The following is a 14,972-nucleotide window of genomic DNA, read 5'->3' as shown; positions in this document are numbered from 1 at the left end:
TCCCGGGTAAACTTCGGCGGCGTGTCCGAAATGGGATGACTTGGGTCGGCAGTGTAGAACGGGAGACGTGACGGCAATGGCTACGGGAATTCTGCGGTCCCCATGCGCAGTGGCCGTCCCCGCCGCGGGCGGCGGGCGGTGACCGCCGGGCCCGGCATCCGGCCCGGCGCCCCCGGTGCCGCCCTCGACCCCCACGCCCGCGCCACCCTCGCCAAGGCGGCGGCGGAGAACTTCCCCGTCGCCCCCGCCTTCCTGCCCCGCGCCTGGCGCGAGGGCCTGACGGCGGTCTACGGCTACGCCCGCCTCGTCGACGACATCGGCGACGGCGACCTCGCCCCCGGCGGCCGCGACGCCGTGCTCCTCGGCCTCGACCCGGCCGCCGTGGACGACCGTCCCGCCATGCTCGACGCCTTCGAGGCCGACCTGATGCGCGTCTTCGGCTCCGCCGACGGCCCGCCCCGCCACCCCCTGCTGCAGGCCCTGCGCCCCGTCGTGCGCGACCACGGCCTCACCCCCGAGCCCTTCCTCGGGCTCATCGAGGCCAACCGCCGGGACCAGCACGTCACGCGGTACGCGACGTACGCGGACCTGCTCGCCTACTGCGAGCTCTCCGCCAACCCCGTGGGCCGCCTCGTGCTCGCCCTGACCGGCACCGCCACCCCGGAGCGCATCCGCCGCTCCGACGCCGTCTGCACCGCCCTGCAGATCGCCGAACACCTCCAGGACGTCGCCGAGGACCTCGGCCGCGACCGGATCTACCTCCCCGCGCAGGACATGCGCCGCTTCCACGTCACCGAGAACGACCTGCGGGCCCCGTCCGCCGGAGCGTCCGTACGCTCCCTGGTCGCATTCGAAACTGAACGCGCACGCGAACTCCTGAATGAAGGCACCCCCCTCGTGGGTAGCGTGCACGGCAGGCTACGGCTGTTGCTCGCGGGGTTCGTGGGAGGAGGGCGCGCCGCCCTGCGGGCCGTTTCGGCCGCAGGCTTCGACGTGCTGCCCGGCCCGCCCAAGCCCACCCGGAGCCTCCTGCTCCGCGAGGTGGCCGCCGTCCTGCGCACAGCGCCGAGAAAGGGGTGAGCCCGAACGTGGAGGGCCCCACACACGCGTCCGCTCCGTCCGCTCCGGTCCTCGCGGCCTACAGCTACTGCGAGGCCGTCACCGGCACGCAGGCGCGCAACTTCGCGTACGGCATCCGGCTGCTGCCCACCGACAAGCGGCAGGCGATGTCGGCGCTGTACGCCTTCTCACGGCGCGTCGACGACATCGGCGACGGCACGCTCCCGCCCGAGGCCAAGCTCGTACGGCTGGAGGAGACGCGCGCCCTGCTCGGCCGGATCCGGGCCGAGGAGGTCGAGGAGGACGACACCGACCCGGTCGCCGTCGCCCTCGCGCACGCCGCCCGGCGCTTCCCCATCCCCCTCGGCGGCCTCGACGAACTCATCGACGGGGTCCTGATGGACGTCCGCGGCGAGGAGTACGAGACCTGGGACGACCTCAAGGCCTACTGCCGCTGCGTGGCCGGGGCCATCGGACGGCTCTCCCTCGGCGTCTTCGGCACCGTGCACACCGGCGGCCTCGGCGCCCCCGAAGCCGCCCGCGCCGACGAGTACGCCGACACCCTGGGCCTGGCCCTGCAACTCACCAACATCCTGCGGGACGTTCGCGAGGACGCGGCCAACGGGCGCACCTACCTCCCCGCCGAGGACCTCGCCAAGTTCGGCTGCTCCGAGGGCTTCCACGGGGACCGGGCCCCCGCCGGAGCCGACTTCGCCGGCCTCGTCCACCACGAAGTGCGGCGCGCGCGGGCCCTGTTCGTCGAGGGCTACCGGCTGCTGCCGATGCTCGACCGGCGCAGCGGCGCCTGCGTGGCCGCGATGGCCGGCATCTACCGCCGCCTCCTGGACCGCATCGAGCGCGAGCCCGAGGCCGTGCTGCGCGGGCGCGTCTCGCTGCCGACCCACGAGAAGGCGTACGTCGCCGTGCGCGGCCTCTCGGGCCTCGACGCCCGGACCATCTCCCGTCAGAGCACGCGCAGGCGCATCTGATGCGGCGCACCAGGACCCCCGCCCCGGCCCCGGCCGCCCCCCGGCCCGGCGGCGCCCGCCCGGCACCGGCCCGGCCGCCGTCCGGCCGGGCCGCCGGCCGGGCAACCCCGGCCGCCCCCGCGGCGTCTGTCCGGGCGGGCGAAGGCCGTGGTCCGCACCGGGCCGCGGCGCGCCGAGGCGTGCCCGCCCCCACCGTCCGACAGGGCCACCGCACCACGGGGGAGGACGCATGAGCACCGCCGACCAGCGCGCGCGCCGAGGCGCCGGCCAGGACGCCGACCGGCACGCCGTCGTCGTCGGCGGCGGACTCGCCGGGGTCACCGCCGCGCTCCGCCTCGCCGACGCCGGACTACGGGTCACCCTGCTCGAAGGCCGCCCCCGGCTCGGCGGGCTCGCGTTCTCCTTCAAGCGCGGCGAGCTGACCGTCGACAACGGCCAGCACGTCTACCTCCGCTGCTGCACGGCCTACCGGTGGTTCCTGGAGCGCATCGGCGGCGCGGACCTCGCCCCGGTCCAGGACCGGCTCGACGTCCCCGTCCTCGACGTCGCCCACCCCCGGGGACCGCGCCTGGGCCGGCTGCGCCGCAGCGCCCTGCCCGTCCCCCTGCACCTGGCCGCGTCCCTGGCCACCTACCCGCACCTCTCGCTCGCCGAGCGGGCGGCCGTGGGACGCGCAGCCCTGGCCCTGCGCCGACTCGACCCGGCCGACCCGGCCCTCGACGGCCTGGACTTCGCCACCTGGCTCGCCCGCTACGGCCAGTCCCCGCGCACCGTCGAGGCCCTCTGGGACCTCGTCGGCGTCGCCACCCTCAACGCCACCGCCGACCAGTCCTCGCTGGGCCTGGCCGCCATGGTCTTCAAGACCGGCCTGCTCTCCGAGAACGGCGCCGCCGACATCGGCTGGGCCCGCGTCCCGCTCGGCGACCTCCACGACACCCTCGCCCGCAAGGCCCTCGACGCGGCCGACGTGCGCACCGAACTGCGCGCCCGGGTCACCTGCGTCTCCCGTACGGACGACGGGAACTGGCGGGTCGACACCGAGGAGGAGTCCCTCGCGGCGGGCACCGTCGTCCTCGCCGTCCCGCAGCGCGAGGCCCACGGGCTGCTCCCGCCCGGGGCGCTGGCCGACCCGGACAAGCTCCTCGACATCGGCACCGCGCCCATCCTCAACGTCCACGTGGTCTACGACCGCAAGGTGCTCAGGCAGCCCTTCTTCGCCGCCCTGGGCTCCCCGGTCCAGTGGGTCTTCGACCGCACCGACTCCTCCGGCCTCACCGACGGCGGCCAGTACCTGGCCGTGTCCCAGTCGGCGGCCCAGGAGGACATCGACGAACCGGTGTCCGTCCTGCGCGCCAAGTACCTGCCGGAGCTGGAGCGGCTGCTGCCCGCCGCCCGGGGCGCGAAGGTGCGCGACTTCTTCGTCACCCGGGAACGCACCGCCACCTTCGCCCCGAGTCCGGGCGTCGGCCGGCTGCGCCCAGGCAACCGGACCGACACGCCGGGCCTCTATCTCGCCGGTGCGTGGACCGCCACCGGCTGGCCCGCGACCATGGAGAGCGCGGTCCGCAGCGGCACCGGTGCGGCCGGGGCGGCACTGACCGCCCTGGGCCGCCCCGCCGGACGTCCTCCGTGGGAGGCGGCATGACGACCACGACCACCAGCACAACCGGCACAGCACGTACAGGAACCAGAGGAGAGCCAGTGAACCCGGGGAACCCGGCTGTCGAGAACACGGCTGCCAGTGTGGGCACGGCCGGCGGGGAGCAGGCGGACACGCTCGCCCTCCTGGAACGCGGCCGCACGCTGTCGACCCCCGTGCTCCGGGCCGCCGTAGACCGGCTCGCGGCGCCCATGGACACGGTCGCCGCCTACCACTTCGGCTGGATCGACGCCCAGGGCAACCCGGCGGACGGCGACGGGGGCAAGGCCGTCCGGCCCGCCCTCGCCCTGCTCTCCGCCGAGGCCGCCGGCGCCTCCGCCGAGGTCGGCATCCCCGGCGCCGTCGCCGTGGAGCTCGTCCACAACTTCTCGCTGCTGCACGACGACCTGATGGACGGCGACGAACAGCGCCGCCACCGCGACACGGTCTGGAAGGTCCACGGACCGGCGCTGGCGATCCTCGTCGGCGACGCCCTCTTCGCCCTCGCCAACGAGGTCCTGCTGGAGCTGGGCACCGTCGAGGCGGGCCGCGCGGCCCGCCGCCTGACCACGGCCAGCCGCAAGCTCATCGACGGCCAGGCCCAGGACATCTCCTACGAGCACCGCGAGCGCGTCAGCGTCGAGGAGTGCCTGGAGATGGAGGGCAACAAGACGGGCGCCCTGCTCGCCTGCGCGGTCTCCATCGGCGCCGTCCTCGGCGGCGCCGACGACCGCACCGCCGACAAGCTGGAGGAGTACGGCTACCACCTCGGCCTCGCCTTCCAGGCCGTCGACGACCTCCTCGGCATCTGGGGCGACCCGGACGCGACCGGCAAGCAGACCTGGAGCGACCTGCGCCAGCGCAAGAAGTCCCTGCCCGTGGTCGCCGCCCTCGCGGCCGGCGGACCCGCCTGCGAGGAACTCGCCCAGCTGCTCGCCGCCGATGCCAAGAGCAACGACTTCGAGAACTTCTCCGAGGAGGAGTTCGCCCACCGCGCCTCGCTCATCGAGGCCGCGGGCGGCCGCCAGTGGACCGCCGACGAGGCCCGGCGCCAGCACGCGGTGGCGATCCGGGCCCTGGACGACGTGAACATGCCGCAGCGGGTACGGGACCAGCTCGTCGCCCTCGCCGACTTCGTCGTCGTGCGCAAGAGGTGATCGCCACCCGGCAGCGGATATGAAGCGCGAGTCGCCGGCCGGCGCCGCCACCTGCTAGAGCGCACCGGCCGACGGCAGACCCCAGCACAGCAGAGGACACTGTTCTAAGGGGAAGCCATGACAGCGACGACCGACGGCGCCGGTGCGATGGCCCGCGGTGCGGATCCGGAACACCAAGAGGGGACGGCAGGGACGGCCGCCCCGGCGCCCGCAGCGCCGAGGGACGCGGCCGCCGGGCCGCCCGGCGCCGGGGCGGGGCCGGACGGCTCGCCGCGCGGTGTCCGGGGTGTCCAGGAGGCCACCGACAAGGCCGTCCGCGCGCTGCTGGAGCGCCAGGACCCGGCCGGGTGGTGGAAGGGCGACCTGGAGACCAACGTCACCATGGACGCCGAGGACCTGCTGCTGAGGCAGTTCCTCGGCATCCGGGACGAGGCCACCACGCGCGCCGCCGCCCTCTTCATCCGGGGCGAGCAGCGCGAGGACGGCACCTGGGCCACCTTCCACGGCGGGCCGCCCGAACTCTCCGCCACCATCGAGGCGTACGTCGCCCTGCGCCTGGCCGGGGACGAACCGGGCAGCCCGCACATGGCCCGCGCCTCGGCCTGGATCCGGGCCCACGGCGGGATCGCCGGCGCCCGGGTGTTCACCCGGATCTGGCTCGCCCTGTTCGGCTGGTGGAACTGGGACCACCTGCCCGAACTCCCGCCCGAGCTGGTCTTCCTGCCCCCCTGGGTGCCGCTGAACATCTACGACTTCGGCTGCTGGGCCCGCCAGACGATCGTCCCGCTCACCGTCGTCTCGGCCCTGCGGCCCGTCCGCCCGGCCCCCTTCGCGCTCGACGAGCTGCACACCGACGCGCGCAACCCCTTCCCGGCCAGGCCGGCCGCTCCGCTGGCCAGTTGGGAAGGGGCCTTCCAGCGCATGGACAAGGCCCTGCACCTCTACCGGCGGTTCGCCCCGGGCCGGCTGCGCAAGGCCGCCATGACGGCCGCCGGCCGCTGGATCGTCGAGCGCCAGGAGAACGACGGCTGTTGGGGCGGGATCCAGCCACCCGCGGTGTACTCCGTCATCGCCCTCCACCTGCTCGGCTACGACCTGGGGCACCCGGTGATGCGGGCCGGACTGGAGTCCCTCGACCGGTTCGCGGTCTGGCGCGAGGACGGCGCCCGCATGATCGAGGCCTGCCAGTCCCCGGTGTGGGACACCTGCCTCGCCGCGATCGCCCTCGCCGACGCCGGGGTGCGCCCCGACCACCCCGCCCTGGTCAAGGCCGCCGACTGGATGCTCGGCGAGGAGATCCGGCGCAGCGGCGACTGGGCCGTGCGCCGCCCCGGGCTCGAACCCGGCGGCTGGGCCTTCGAGTTCCACAACGACAACTACCCGGACATCGACGACACCGCCGAGGTCGTCCTGGCCCTGCGCCGGATCCACCACCCCGAACCGGCGAAGGTCGAGGCCGCCATCGCCCGCGGGGTCTCCTGGAACCTCGGCATGCAGTCGAAGAACGGCGCCTGGGGCGCCTTCGACGCCGACAACACCAGCCCCTTCCCCAACCGGCTGCCCTTCTGCGACTTCGGCGAGGTCATCGACCCGCCCTCGGCCGATGTCACCGCCCACGTCGTCGAGATGCTCGCCTTCGAGGGCAAGGCCGCCGACCCCCGCACCCGGCGCGGCGTCGCCTGGCTGCTCGCCGAACAGGAGCCGGACGGCTCCTGGTTCGGACGCTGGGGCACCAACTACGTCTACGGGACGGGCTCGGTGGTCCCGGCCCTCACCGCCGCCGGCATCGCCCCCTCGCACCCCGCGGTCCGGCGGGCCGTGGCCTGGCTGGAATCCGTACAGAACGAGGACGGCGGCTGGGGCGAGGACCAGCGCTCCTACCAGGACCGCTCATGGGCCGGGAAGGGCGCCTCCACCGCCTCCCAGACCGCCTGGGCGCTGATGGCGCTGCTGTCGGCGGGGGAGCGCGACGGCAAGGCCGTCGAGCGGGGACTGGCCTACCTGGTCGGGACCCAGCGCCCCGACGGGACCTGGGACGAGCCGTACTTCACCGGCACCGGCTTCCCCTGGGACTTCTCCATCAACTACCACCTCTACCGGCAGGTGTTCCCCCTCACCGCCCTGGGCCGCTACCTCCACGGAGAACCGTTCGGCCCCGACGGTCCGCGCACGCCCGGGGCCCACCGGCCGGCCGGAGCGTCCTGATGAACGCCGGAGCGCCGCCGCCCAGGCCCCCGCTGCTGATCGCCTGCGCCCTGCGCATCGAGCAGGCGGCCCTGCGCAGCGCCGGCCGCGGCGGCGCACCGGACGGGGCGCTGCTGCGCACGGGCATGGGCCCGCGCGCCGCCGAGCGCGCCCTCACGCGGGCCCTCGGACGGCCCGGCATGGAGCGGGCCGCCGTCCTGGCGACCGGCTTCTGCGCCGGCCTCGTCCCCGGGATGCACCCCGGCGACCTGGTCGTCGCCGAGGAGACCCGGGACCCGCGCGGGGCGGTCGCCTGCACCGGCACCGCCCTCCTCGCCGAGGCACTGGCCCGGGCGGTGCCCGGCCGGACCGTGCACCTCGGCGCACTGACCGGATCCGACCACGTCGTCCGCGGGCCGGAGCGCGCGCAGTTGCGCGCCACCGGCGCCATCGCGGTCGACATGGAGTCCGCGGCCACCCTGTGGACCGCACACGGGGGCGCCGGCCGTCCCCTTGCGGCCGTCCGGGTGATCGTGGACGCTCCGGAGCACGAGCTCGTCCGTATCGGCACGGTGCGCGGAGGAATATCGGCCTTCCGCGTGCTGCGTGCCGTACGGCCCGCGTTCCATGACTGGCACCGTTCGTTGCTGCTCCCCAGGAGGTGAGCCAGATGGCCATGCCGTTGCGACAGTCCATCAGGGTCGGGACCTATCTTCTCGAACAGAAGCTCCGCAAGCGCGAGAAGTTCCCGCTGATCGTCGAGCTGGAGCCGCTCTACGCGTGCAACCTGGCCTGCGAGGGCTGCGGGAAGATCCAGCATCCGGCGGGGGTGCTCAAGCAGCGCATGCCCGTCGCCCAGGCGGTCGGCGCCGTCCTTGAGTCCGGCGCCCCGATGGTGTCCATCGCGGGCGGCGAGCCCCTGATGCACCCGCAGATCGACGAGATCGTGCGCCAGCTGGTGGCCAGGCGGAAGTACGTCTTCCTCTGCACCAACGCGATGCTGCTCCGCAAGAAGATCGAGAAGTTCACCCCCTCCCCGTATTTCGCCTTCGCCGTCCACATCGACGGACTGCGCGAACGCCACGACGAATCCGTGGCCAAGGAAGGCGTTTTCGACGAAGCCGTGGCGGCCATCAAGGAGGCCAAGCGTCGCGGATTCCGGGTGACCACCAACTCCACCTTCTTCAACACCGACACACCCCAGACGATCATCGAGGTGCTGAACTACCTCAACGACGACCTCCAGGTCGACGAAATGATGATCTCGCCCGCCTATGCCTACGAAAAGGCCCCCGACCAGGAACACTTCCTGGGCGTCGAACAGACCCGGGAACTCTTCAAGAAGGCCTTCGCCGGAGGCAACCGGCTGCGCTGGCGGCTCAACCACTCCCCGCTCTTCCTCGACTTCCTCGAAGGAAAGGCGGATTTCCCCTGCACCGCCTGGGCGATCCCGAATTACTCCCTCTTCGGCTGGCAGCGCCCCTGCTACCTGATGAGCGACGGCTACGTGCCCACGTACCGGGAGCTGATCGAGGACACCGACTGGAGCAAGTACGGCCGCGGGAAGGACCCGCGCTGCGCGAACTGCATGGCGCACTGCGGCTACGAGCCGACCGCCGTCCTCGCCACGATGGGATCCCTCAAGGAGTCCCTGCGCGCGGCCCGGGAGACGATCGGCGGCAACCGGGCCGGCTCGGCATGACGTCCGCGCCCGGAGGGGGCAAGGGCTTCGACCTCGCCGCGCTGCTGGCCGAGCGCGGCGGGGAGCGGTACGAGCTGCACGCCCGCCACCTCAACCACCAGCTGCCCCGGATGCTGCGCACCATCGGCTTCGACAAGGTCTACGTACGGGCCGAGGGCGCGCACTTCTGGGACGACGAGGGCAACGACTACCTCGACATGCTGGCCGGGTTCGGCGTGATGGGCCTGGGCCGCCACCACCCCGTGGTGCGCCGGGCCCTGCACGACGTGCTGGACGCCCAGCTCGCCGACCTGACCCGCTTCGACTGCCAGCCGCTGCCGGGACTGCTGGCCGAGAAGCTCCTCGGCCACAGCCCCCACCTGGACCGGGTCTTCTTCGGCAACAGCGGCACCGAGGCCGTCGAGACCGCCCTGAAGTTCGCCCGCTACGCCACCGGCCGCCCCAGGATCCTCTACTGCGACCACGCCTTCCACGGGCTCACCACGGGCTCGCTGTCGGTCAACGGGGAGGGCGGGTTCCGCGAGGGTTTCGCCCCGCTGCTCCCCGACACGAAGATCGCGATGGGGGACCTGGACGCGCTGGAGGCGGAGCTCCGGCGCGGGGACGTCGCCGCCCTGATCGTCGAGCCGGTCCAGGGCAAGGGGGTGCTCGCCGCCCCGCCCGGATACCTGCGCGCCGCACAGGAACTGCTGCACCGCCACAAGGCGCTGCTCATCGCGGACGAGGTCCAGACCGGCCTCGGCCGGACGGGAGATTTCTACGCGTACCAGCACGAGCCGGGCGTGGAACCGGATCTGGTGTGCGTGGCCAAGGCCCTCTCCGGCGGCTACGTCCCCGTTGGCGCGACCCTCGGCAAGGACTGGATCTTCCAGAAGGTCTACTCCTCCATGGACCGGGTGCTGGTGCACTCCGCCAGCTTCGGCTCCAACGCGCAGGCGATGGCGGCCGGGCTGGCGGTCCTCGCCGTCATGGAGGACGAGCAGGTGGTGGCCAACGCCCGCGCGACGGGCGACCTGCTGCGCGGGCGGCTCGCCGCGCTCGTGGACGAGTACGAGCTGCTGCACGAGGTGCGGGGGCGCGGCCTGATGATCGGCATCGAGTTCGGCCGGCCGTCCTCCCTGGGCCTGCGCAGCCGCTGGGCCGTGCTCCAGGCGGCCCGCAAGGGGCTGTTCGCGCAGATGGTCGTCGCGCCGCTGCTGAACCGGCACCGGATCCTGACCCAGGTCTCCGGCGACCACCTGGAGGTCATCAAGCTCATCCCGCCGCTGATCGTGGACGAGGCGGACGTGGACCGCTTCGTCGGGGCGTTCCGCGAGGTCATGGACGAGGCGCACGGCGGGGGCGGGCTGATGTGGGACTTCGGCAGGACCCTGGTCAAGCAGGCGGTCGGCAACCGCTGAGCGGGCGGCGGGCGCCGTGCGGGCCCCCGCCGCGGGCCCCGCCGGCGTCAGCCGGTGAGGAGCCGCTCGCGCAGCCGCTCCAGGGTGGCGGGCGCGAGGCCGAGGCCCTCGGCGAGGTAGCCGTCCACCCCGCCCCACCGGCCGTCGATGGCGTCGAACGCGGTGAGCAGGTACTCGGCGCGCGCCTCGAAGAGCGGGGCCAGCAGTTCCATCACCTCGGGGGAGCGGGCCTCGGGCGCGTCGCTGCCGCGCCGGACGCGGTAGCGGTTGTGCGGGGCGTTGGACTCCAGGTAGTCGGCCACGATCGCGTCGCGCTCGACGCCCAGGGCGAGCAGGGTGACGGCGATCGACAGTCCCGCGCGGTCCTTGCCCGCGGCGCAGTGCATCAGCGCCGGGACGCTGTCCTCGGCGAGGGCGTGCACCACCCGGCCGTGCTCGGCGGTGCGGGTGAGGATGATCGTCCGGTACGAGTCCCTCATGCGGGCGGCCGCCTTGCCGTCGCCCAGGACGGTGCGGAGCCGGTCGAGCTCCCCGTCGCGGACCATCGCCCAGAACTCCCTCCCGTCGGCCGGGTCCGACAGCGGGATGTTCACGTTGCGCACGCCCGCCAGCTCGACGTCGGGGCCCTCCAGGGCCTGGTCGGCTCCGTTGCGGAAGTCGAAGACGGTGTGCAGCCCGAGGGATTCGAGGAATTCTGCATCGGTTTCGGTGGCATGCGCGAGATGTCCGCTTCGAAACAGTCGTCCCGGCCTGACCTGCCGTCCGTCGGTGGTCGACAGGCCGCCCACGTCACGGAAATTGCGCACCCCGGAGAGCTCGGGCCCGGGCGCCGGCTCCGGCGCGCTCGGCGGGGGCTGGGGTATCTGCTGGGTCACGTGCGCTCCTCCGCGTGTCTGGCGTGTCCTGCGTGTCCGAATTGCTCTGCTTGCTCTGGTTGGGGCCAACTTGCCGTACGTGGGGGCGAGATCGCGCCGGGCCCCGTGAGCCAGATCATACGGTGACCGTCCGTGCCTGATCGCGGAATCAGAATTCCCTTGCCAGGGCGGCTGTTGTCGCACGGGAATGGACGGAGGGTGACGGGAATTCCGATGATCCTTCATTCCTGCTATTCCGTCAGGGAATTCACGGCTTGTTGCGCGCACTCCCGCTGGATTACCTTCGCGATCGATCCGGGTGGACCGCCTCATCCTGCCGCCGCCCGGGAACCGCACCCGACCATCGACGCGCGCGGCAGGAGCGGGGGAACCAGGTAAGTCGCCGTTCCGGATCACTTCGGGGCGGCTCGGGGTGAAGTCGTACGCGCGTTCCACGGGTGCGGCCGGACATCTCCAGTCCGAACCCGACAGCTCACCTCGCAGGCGCCGGAGAGGAATGCACCATGCCCGCAAAGGGTAAGCACCGCCGTCCGAAGTCCCGTTCCATATCCCGCGGTCTCGCCGTGGCCGGCACCGGTGGCGCCGCCCTCGCGCTGCCGCTGACCCTCGCCGCCGGCGCCCACGCCGCCACCCCGGCCGCGGCGCCCGCGCAGCCCGCACAGGCGCCCCAGGCCCTCCGGGCCGCCACCGCCGCCCCGGCCACGGCCCCCGCAGCCGCTCCGGCCGTCTACACGGTCGTGCCGGGCGACTACCTGTCGAAGATCGCCGCCGAGCGCCACCTCCCGGGCGGCTGGGAGCGGCTCTACGCGGACAACCGCGAGGCCGTCGGCGAGAACCCCTCCCTCATCCATCCGGGCCTCAGGCTGACCCTGGACGGCCGCGGCGCCGCCCCCGCCCCGAAGGCTCCTGCGGCCGGGACCGAGGGATCCTCCAGCGGTACTCAGGCGGCGGACGAGGCCCCGTCCGCCACGGGCACGGCCGGCGGGGACACCGCCGACGAGACCCCCGCACCGAAGTCCGCCGCCCCGCGCGGGGCCGCGGCCCGGACCCCCGCCCAGCGCCCGGCGCCCTCCGCGCCCGCCGCCGCGACCGGTTCCGAGGCGCCCTCGAACGGCTCCGGTTTCGTCGCCCCGGTCGACGGCGGCACCTCCACCCCGTACCACCAGAGCGGCAGCATGTGGTCCTCCGGTTACCACACCGGCGTCGACTTCATCGCGAGCACCGGCACCACCGTCAAGGCGGTGGGCGCGGGCACCGTCGTGTCCGCGGGCTGGGGAGGCGCGTACGGCAACGAGGTCGTCATCCGCCACGCCGACGGCAAGTACTCCCAGTACGGCCACCTCTCCCAGCTGTCCGTCTCGGTCGGCCAGAGCGTCACCGCCGGACAGCGGATCGGCCTCTCCGGCGCCACCGGCAACGTGACCGGCCCGCACCTCCACTTCGAGATCCGCACCGGCCCGTCCTACGGCTCGGACATCGACCCGCTGGCCTACCTCCGCTCCAAGGGCGTGAACGTCTGACGGGAGCCGCGGCAGCGGCACGGACACGCGTGGGGCCGGGGCCTGAGGGGGGTCCCGGCCCCACGTGTACTTATTCCTTATCCCCCGCGTGGTATAGATCACGGTCCGTCAACCCCTCATTACGTTGGCGTAGGTTGGCGGCGGGGGTGAAGGATGTCGTTCCGTGGCAGCGACGAAGACGACACTCAAGACCATCGGCTCGTACGCGGCGATCGGGGACAGCTTCACCGAAGGCGTGGGGGACCCGGGACCCGGGGATTCGTACCTCGGCTGGGCGGACCGGCTCGCCGTGCTCCTGGCCGATCAGCGCGACGAGCACGACTTCCGGTACGCGAACCTCGCGGTGCGGGGCAAGCTCCTCGACCAGATCGTGGCCGAACAGGTGCCCAGGGCCAAGGACCTCGCCCCGGACCTGGTCACCTTCTGCGCGGGCGGCAACGACATCATCCGGCCGGGCAGTGACCCGGACGACGTGGCGGAACGGTTCGAGGCGGCGGTGGCCGACCTCACCGGGGCCGTCGGCCTCGTCATGATCACCACCGGCTTCGACACCCGCGGCATCCCCGTCCTCAAGCACCTGCGGGGCAAGGTCGCGACGTACAGCGCGCACGTGCGCGCCATCGCCGACCGCTACGACTGCCCGGTCCTCGACCTGTGGTCGCTGAAGTCGGTGCAGGACCGCCGGGCCTGGGACGGCGACCGGCTGCACCTCTCGCCCGAGGGCCACACCCGCGTCGCGCTCCGCGCCGCGCAGGTCCTCGGCTACGAGGTCCCCGCCGACCCGGACCAGCCGTGGCCGCCCACCCCGCCGCGCGGATCGGTGGACGTCACCCGGGACAACATCCAGTGGGCGCGCGAGCACCTCGTCCCCTGGATCGGGCGCCGGCTGCGCGGGGAGTCCTCCGGCGACCACGTCGAGGCCAAGCGCCCGGACCTGCTGCCGCTCTAGCGGCCCCGGGGAGGACCGCCGGGCCGCCCGCGGCAGGACCCGCACGGGCGGCCCGTGGGCGGCCGGTCGGGAGGTCCGGCCGACTCGCGGGCGGGACGCGGAATCCTCGGGGGCCGGTACGCGTTGGGATGGTCGTGGTCGTACGACCGTCCCACACCGTCCTGCACCTCCAGGAGGCGCCTTGACCGGCTCCCAACCCCTGCGTCCCCGGCTGCGCGCCCTGCGGCCCGAAGCCTTCGGCGCGGACCCCTCCGGCGCACGGCTGGAGCGGATCCTGCGCTCGCCGAACTTCGCCGACGGGGTCTTCCAGAACCCCGTGGGCGCACGGACCAGGCCCTCAGGGTCCATGGTCGAGTTCGCCAAGATCTACTTCCACAAGGAGCAGCGGGTACGGCGCAACCCGGGCGCCCCCATCCCGGTCTACCCCACGACCCTCGCCGAGCTGGCGAAACCGCCGGTCAGCGGGCTGCGCCTGACCTGGATGGGGCACTCCAGCGTGCTCGCCGAGATCGACGGGCGCCGGGTGCTCTTCGACCCGGTCTGGGGCGAGCGCTGCTCCCCCTTCCCCTTCGCGGGACCCAAGCGGCTGCACCCGGTCCCCGTGCCGCTGGCCTCCCTCGGCGAGGTCGACGTCGTGGTGATCTCCCACGACCACTACGACCACCTCGACCTGCCCACCATCAAGGCACTGGCCGGCACGGACACCGTCTTCGCGGTCCCGCTCGGCGTCGGCGCCCACCTGGAGCGCTGGGGCGTGGCCCCGGACCGGCTGCGCGAGCTCGACTGGAACGAGACGACCGAGGTCGCCGGGCTCTCCCTCACGGCCACCCCGGCCCGCCACTTCTGCGGCCGCGGCCTGCGCAACCAGCAGTTCACCCTCTGGGCCTCCTGGGTCGTCAAGAGCGGGGAACACCGGATCTTCCACAGCGGGGACACCGGCTACTTCCCCGGCTTCGCGGAGATCGGCGCCGAGCACGGCCCCTTCGACGCGACGATGATCCAGATCGGCGCCTACTCCGAGTACTGGCCGGACATCCACATGACCCCCGCGGAGGGGATCCGGGCCCACCTCGACCTCCAGGGCGGGCTCCCGCACGGGACGATGCTGCCGATCCACTGGGGCACCTTCAACCTGGCCCCGCACCCGTGGGACGAGCCCGGCGAGGGCACCGTCGCCGCCGCCGGGGCGGCCGGGGCGGCCGTCGCCCTGCCGATCCCGGGCCAGCCCTTCGAGCCCGGCGCGGCCGACGCCCCGGACCAGGCCTGGTGGCGCCCCTTCGTGGCCGCGCCCCCGGCCCCGGTGACGGCCACCCCCGTACGGGCGCGCCCCGCGGCCGCTCCCGTCGCCCCGGCACCGGCCGGACAGGGCGAGCCGGAGGCCGTGGGGTCGTAGCGGACCGGGGTCCGGGGCCCGGTGGGAGGCCCGGGCCCCGGGTTCTCGCGGGGAGCGCGGGCCGGGCGGCGTACGCCCCCCGGCCCTCCCGGGGTACGCGCTCCC

Annotated in this window: 11 protein-coding genes, 1 pseudogene and 1 riboswitch; of the genes and pseudogenes, 11 read left to right on the top strand and 1 reads right to left on the bottom strand. The window is 73.8% G+C overall.

From position 1 onward, the window contains the following. The first annotated feature begins 102 nt into the window (after positions 1 to 102). The 8 genes and pseudogenes from hpnC (at position 103) to SLAV_RS07405 (ending at position 10,130) form a co-directional block, all read left to right on the top strand. Positions 103 to 1,080, top strand: a complete 978-nt coding sequence (gene hpnC, locus SLAV_RS07445) for a squalene synthase HpnC (protein WP_078950056.1) — start codon at positions 103 to 105, stop codon at positions 1,078 to 1,080. Further along, positions 1,077 to 2,048 (top strand): presqualene diphosphate synthase HpnD, encoded by a 972-nt coding sequence (hpnD, locus tag SLAV_RS07440; protein ID WP_388097804.1) that lies wholly within the window; start codon positions 1,077 to 1,079, stop codon positions 2,046 to 2,048. The genes hpnC and hpnD overlap by 4 nt, the downstream gene beginning before the upstream one ends. A 226-nt stretch (positions 2,049 to 2,274) precedes the next feature. Continuing rightward, positions 2,275 to 3,693 (top strand): annotated as a pseudogene (gene hpnE / locus SLAV_RS07430) (hydroxysqualene dehydroxylase HpnE); the annotation flags it as partial. 56 nt (positions 3,694 to 3,749) lie between these two features. Then, positions 3,750 to 4,844 (top strand): polyprenyl synthetase family protein, encoded by a 1,095-nt coding sequence (locus SLAV_RS07425; protein WP_030224721.1) that lies wholly within the window; start codon positions 3,750 to 3,752, stop codon positions 4,842 to 4,844. Between the two features lie 117 nt (positions 4,845 to 4,961). Beyond that, a complete protein-coding gene (gene shc, locus SLAV_RS07420) occupies positions 4,962 to 7,049 on the top strand; it encodes a squalene--hopene cyclase (protein WP_051840143.1) in 2,088 nt (695 codons plus the stop codon). Then, positions 7,049 to 7,693: a phosphorylase family protein gene (locus SLAV_RS07415; protein ID WP_030224717.1), complete on the top strand. Its 645-nt coding sequence runs from the start codon at positions 7,049 to 7,051 to the stop codon at positions 7,691 to 7,693. The genes shc and SLAV_RS07415 overlap by 1 nt, the downstream gene beginning before the upstream one ends. A gap of 5 nt (positions 7,694 to 7,698) precedes the next feature. Next, the gene (gene hpnH / locus SLAV_RS07410; protein WP_030224715.1) at positions 7,699 to 8,730 is read left to right on the top strand and encodes an adenosyl-hopene transferase HpnH; all 1,032 of its coding nucleotides are present in this window, start codon (positions 7,699 to 7,701) and stop codon (positions 8,728 to 8,730) included. Beyond that, positions 8,727 to 10,130, top strand: a complete 1,404-nt coding sequence (locus SLAV_RS07405; protein WP_030224713.1) for an aspartate aminotransferase family protein — start codon at positions 8,727 to 8,729, stop codon at positions 10,128 to 10,130. Before hpnH ends, SLAV_RS07405 begins: the two co-directional genes overlap by 4 nt. 47 nt (positions 10,131 to 10,177) lie before the next feature. Here SLAV_RS07405 and SLAV_RS07400 read toward each other — a convergent pair whose 3' ends face one another. After that, the gene (locus SLAV_RS07400; RefSeq protein ID WP_030224710.1) at positions 10,178 to 11,005 is read right to left on the bottom strand and encodes a tyrosine-protein phosphatase; all 828 of its coding nucleotides are present in this window, start codon (positions 11,003 to 11,005) and stop codon (positions 10,178 to 10,180) included. A gap of 334 nt (positions 11,006 to 11,339) precedes the next feature. Continuing rightward, positions 11,340 to 11,506: riboswitch (cyclic di-AMP (ydaO/yuaA leader) on the top strand. 2 nt (positions 11,507 to 11,508) lie between these two features. Between SLAV_RS07400 and SLAV_RS07395 the strand changes: the two genes are divergently transcribed. The 3 genes from SLAV_RS07395 (at position 11,509) to SLAV_RS07385 (ending at position 14,867) form a co-directional block, all read left to right on the top strand. Beyond that, positions 11,509 to 12,525: a M23 family metallopeptidase gene (locus SLAV_RS07395; protein ID WP_030224708.1), complete on the top strand. Its 1,017-nt coding sequence runs from the start codon at positions 11,509 to 11,511 to the stop codon at positions 12,523 to 12,525. 163 nt (positions 12,526 to 12,688) lie between these two features. Beyond that, complete coding sequence (locus SLAV_RS07390) at positions 12,689 to 13,474, top strand: SGNH/GDSL hydrolase family protein (RefSeq protein WP_030224705.1); 786 nt, start codon at positions 12,689 to 12,691, stop codon at positions 13,472 to 13,474. Between the two features lie 181 nt (positions 13,475 to 13,655). After that, the gene (locus tag SLAV_RS07385; protein WP_030224703.1) at positions 13,656 to 14,867 is read left to right on the top strand and encodes an MBL fold metallo-hydrolase; all 1,212 of its coding nucleotides are present in this window, start codon (positions 13,656 to 13,658) and stop codon (positions 14,865 to 14,867) included. Positions 14,868 to 14,972 lie beyond the last annotated feature (105 nt).

The organism is Streptomyces lavendulae subsp. lavendulae, from assembly GCF_002803845.1.
GTDB classification, from domain to species: domain Bacteria; phylum Actinomycetota; class Actinomycetes; order Streptomycetales; family Streptomycetaceae; genus Streptomyces; species Streptomyces lavendulae.
This window is presented reverse-complemented; position numbering and strand designations above follow the sequence as displayed.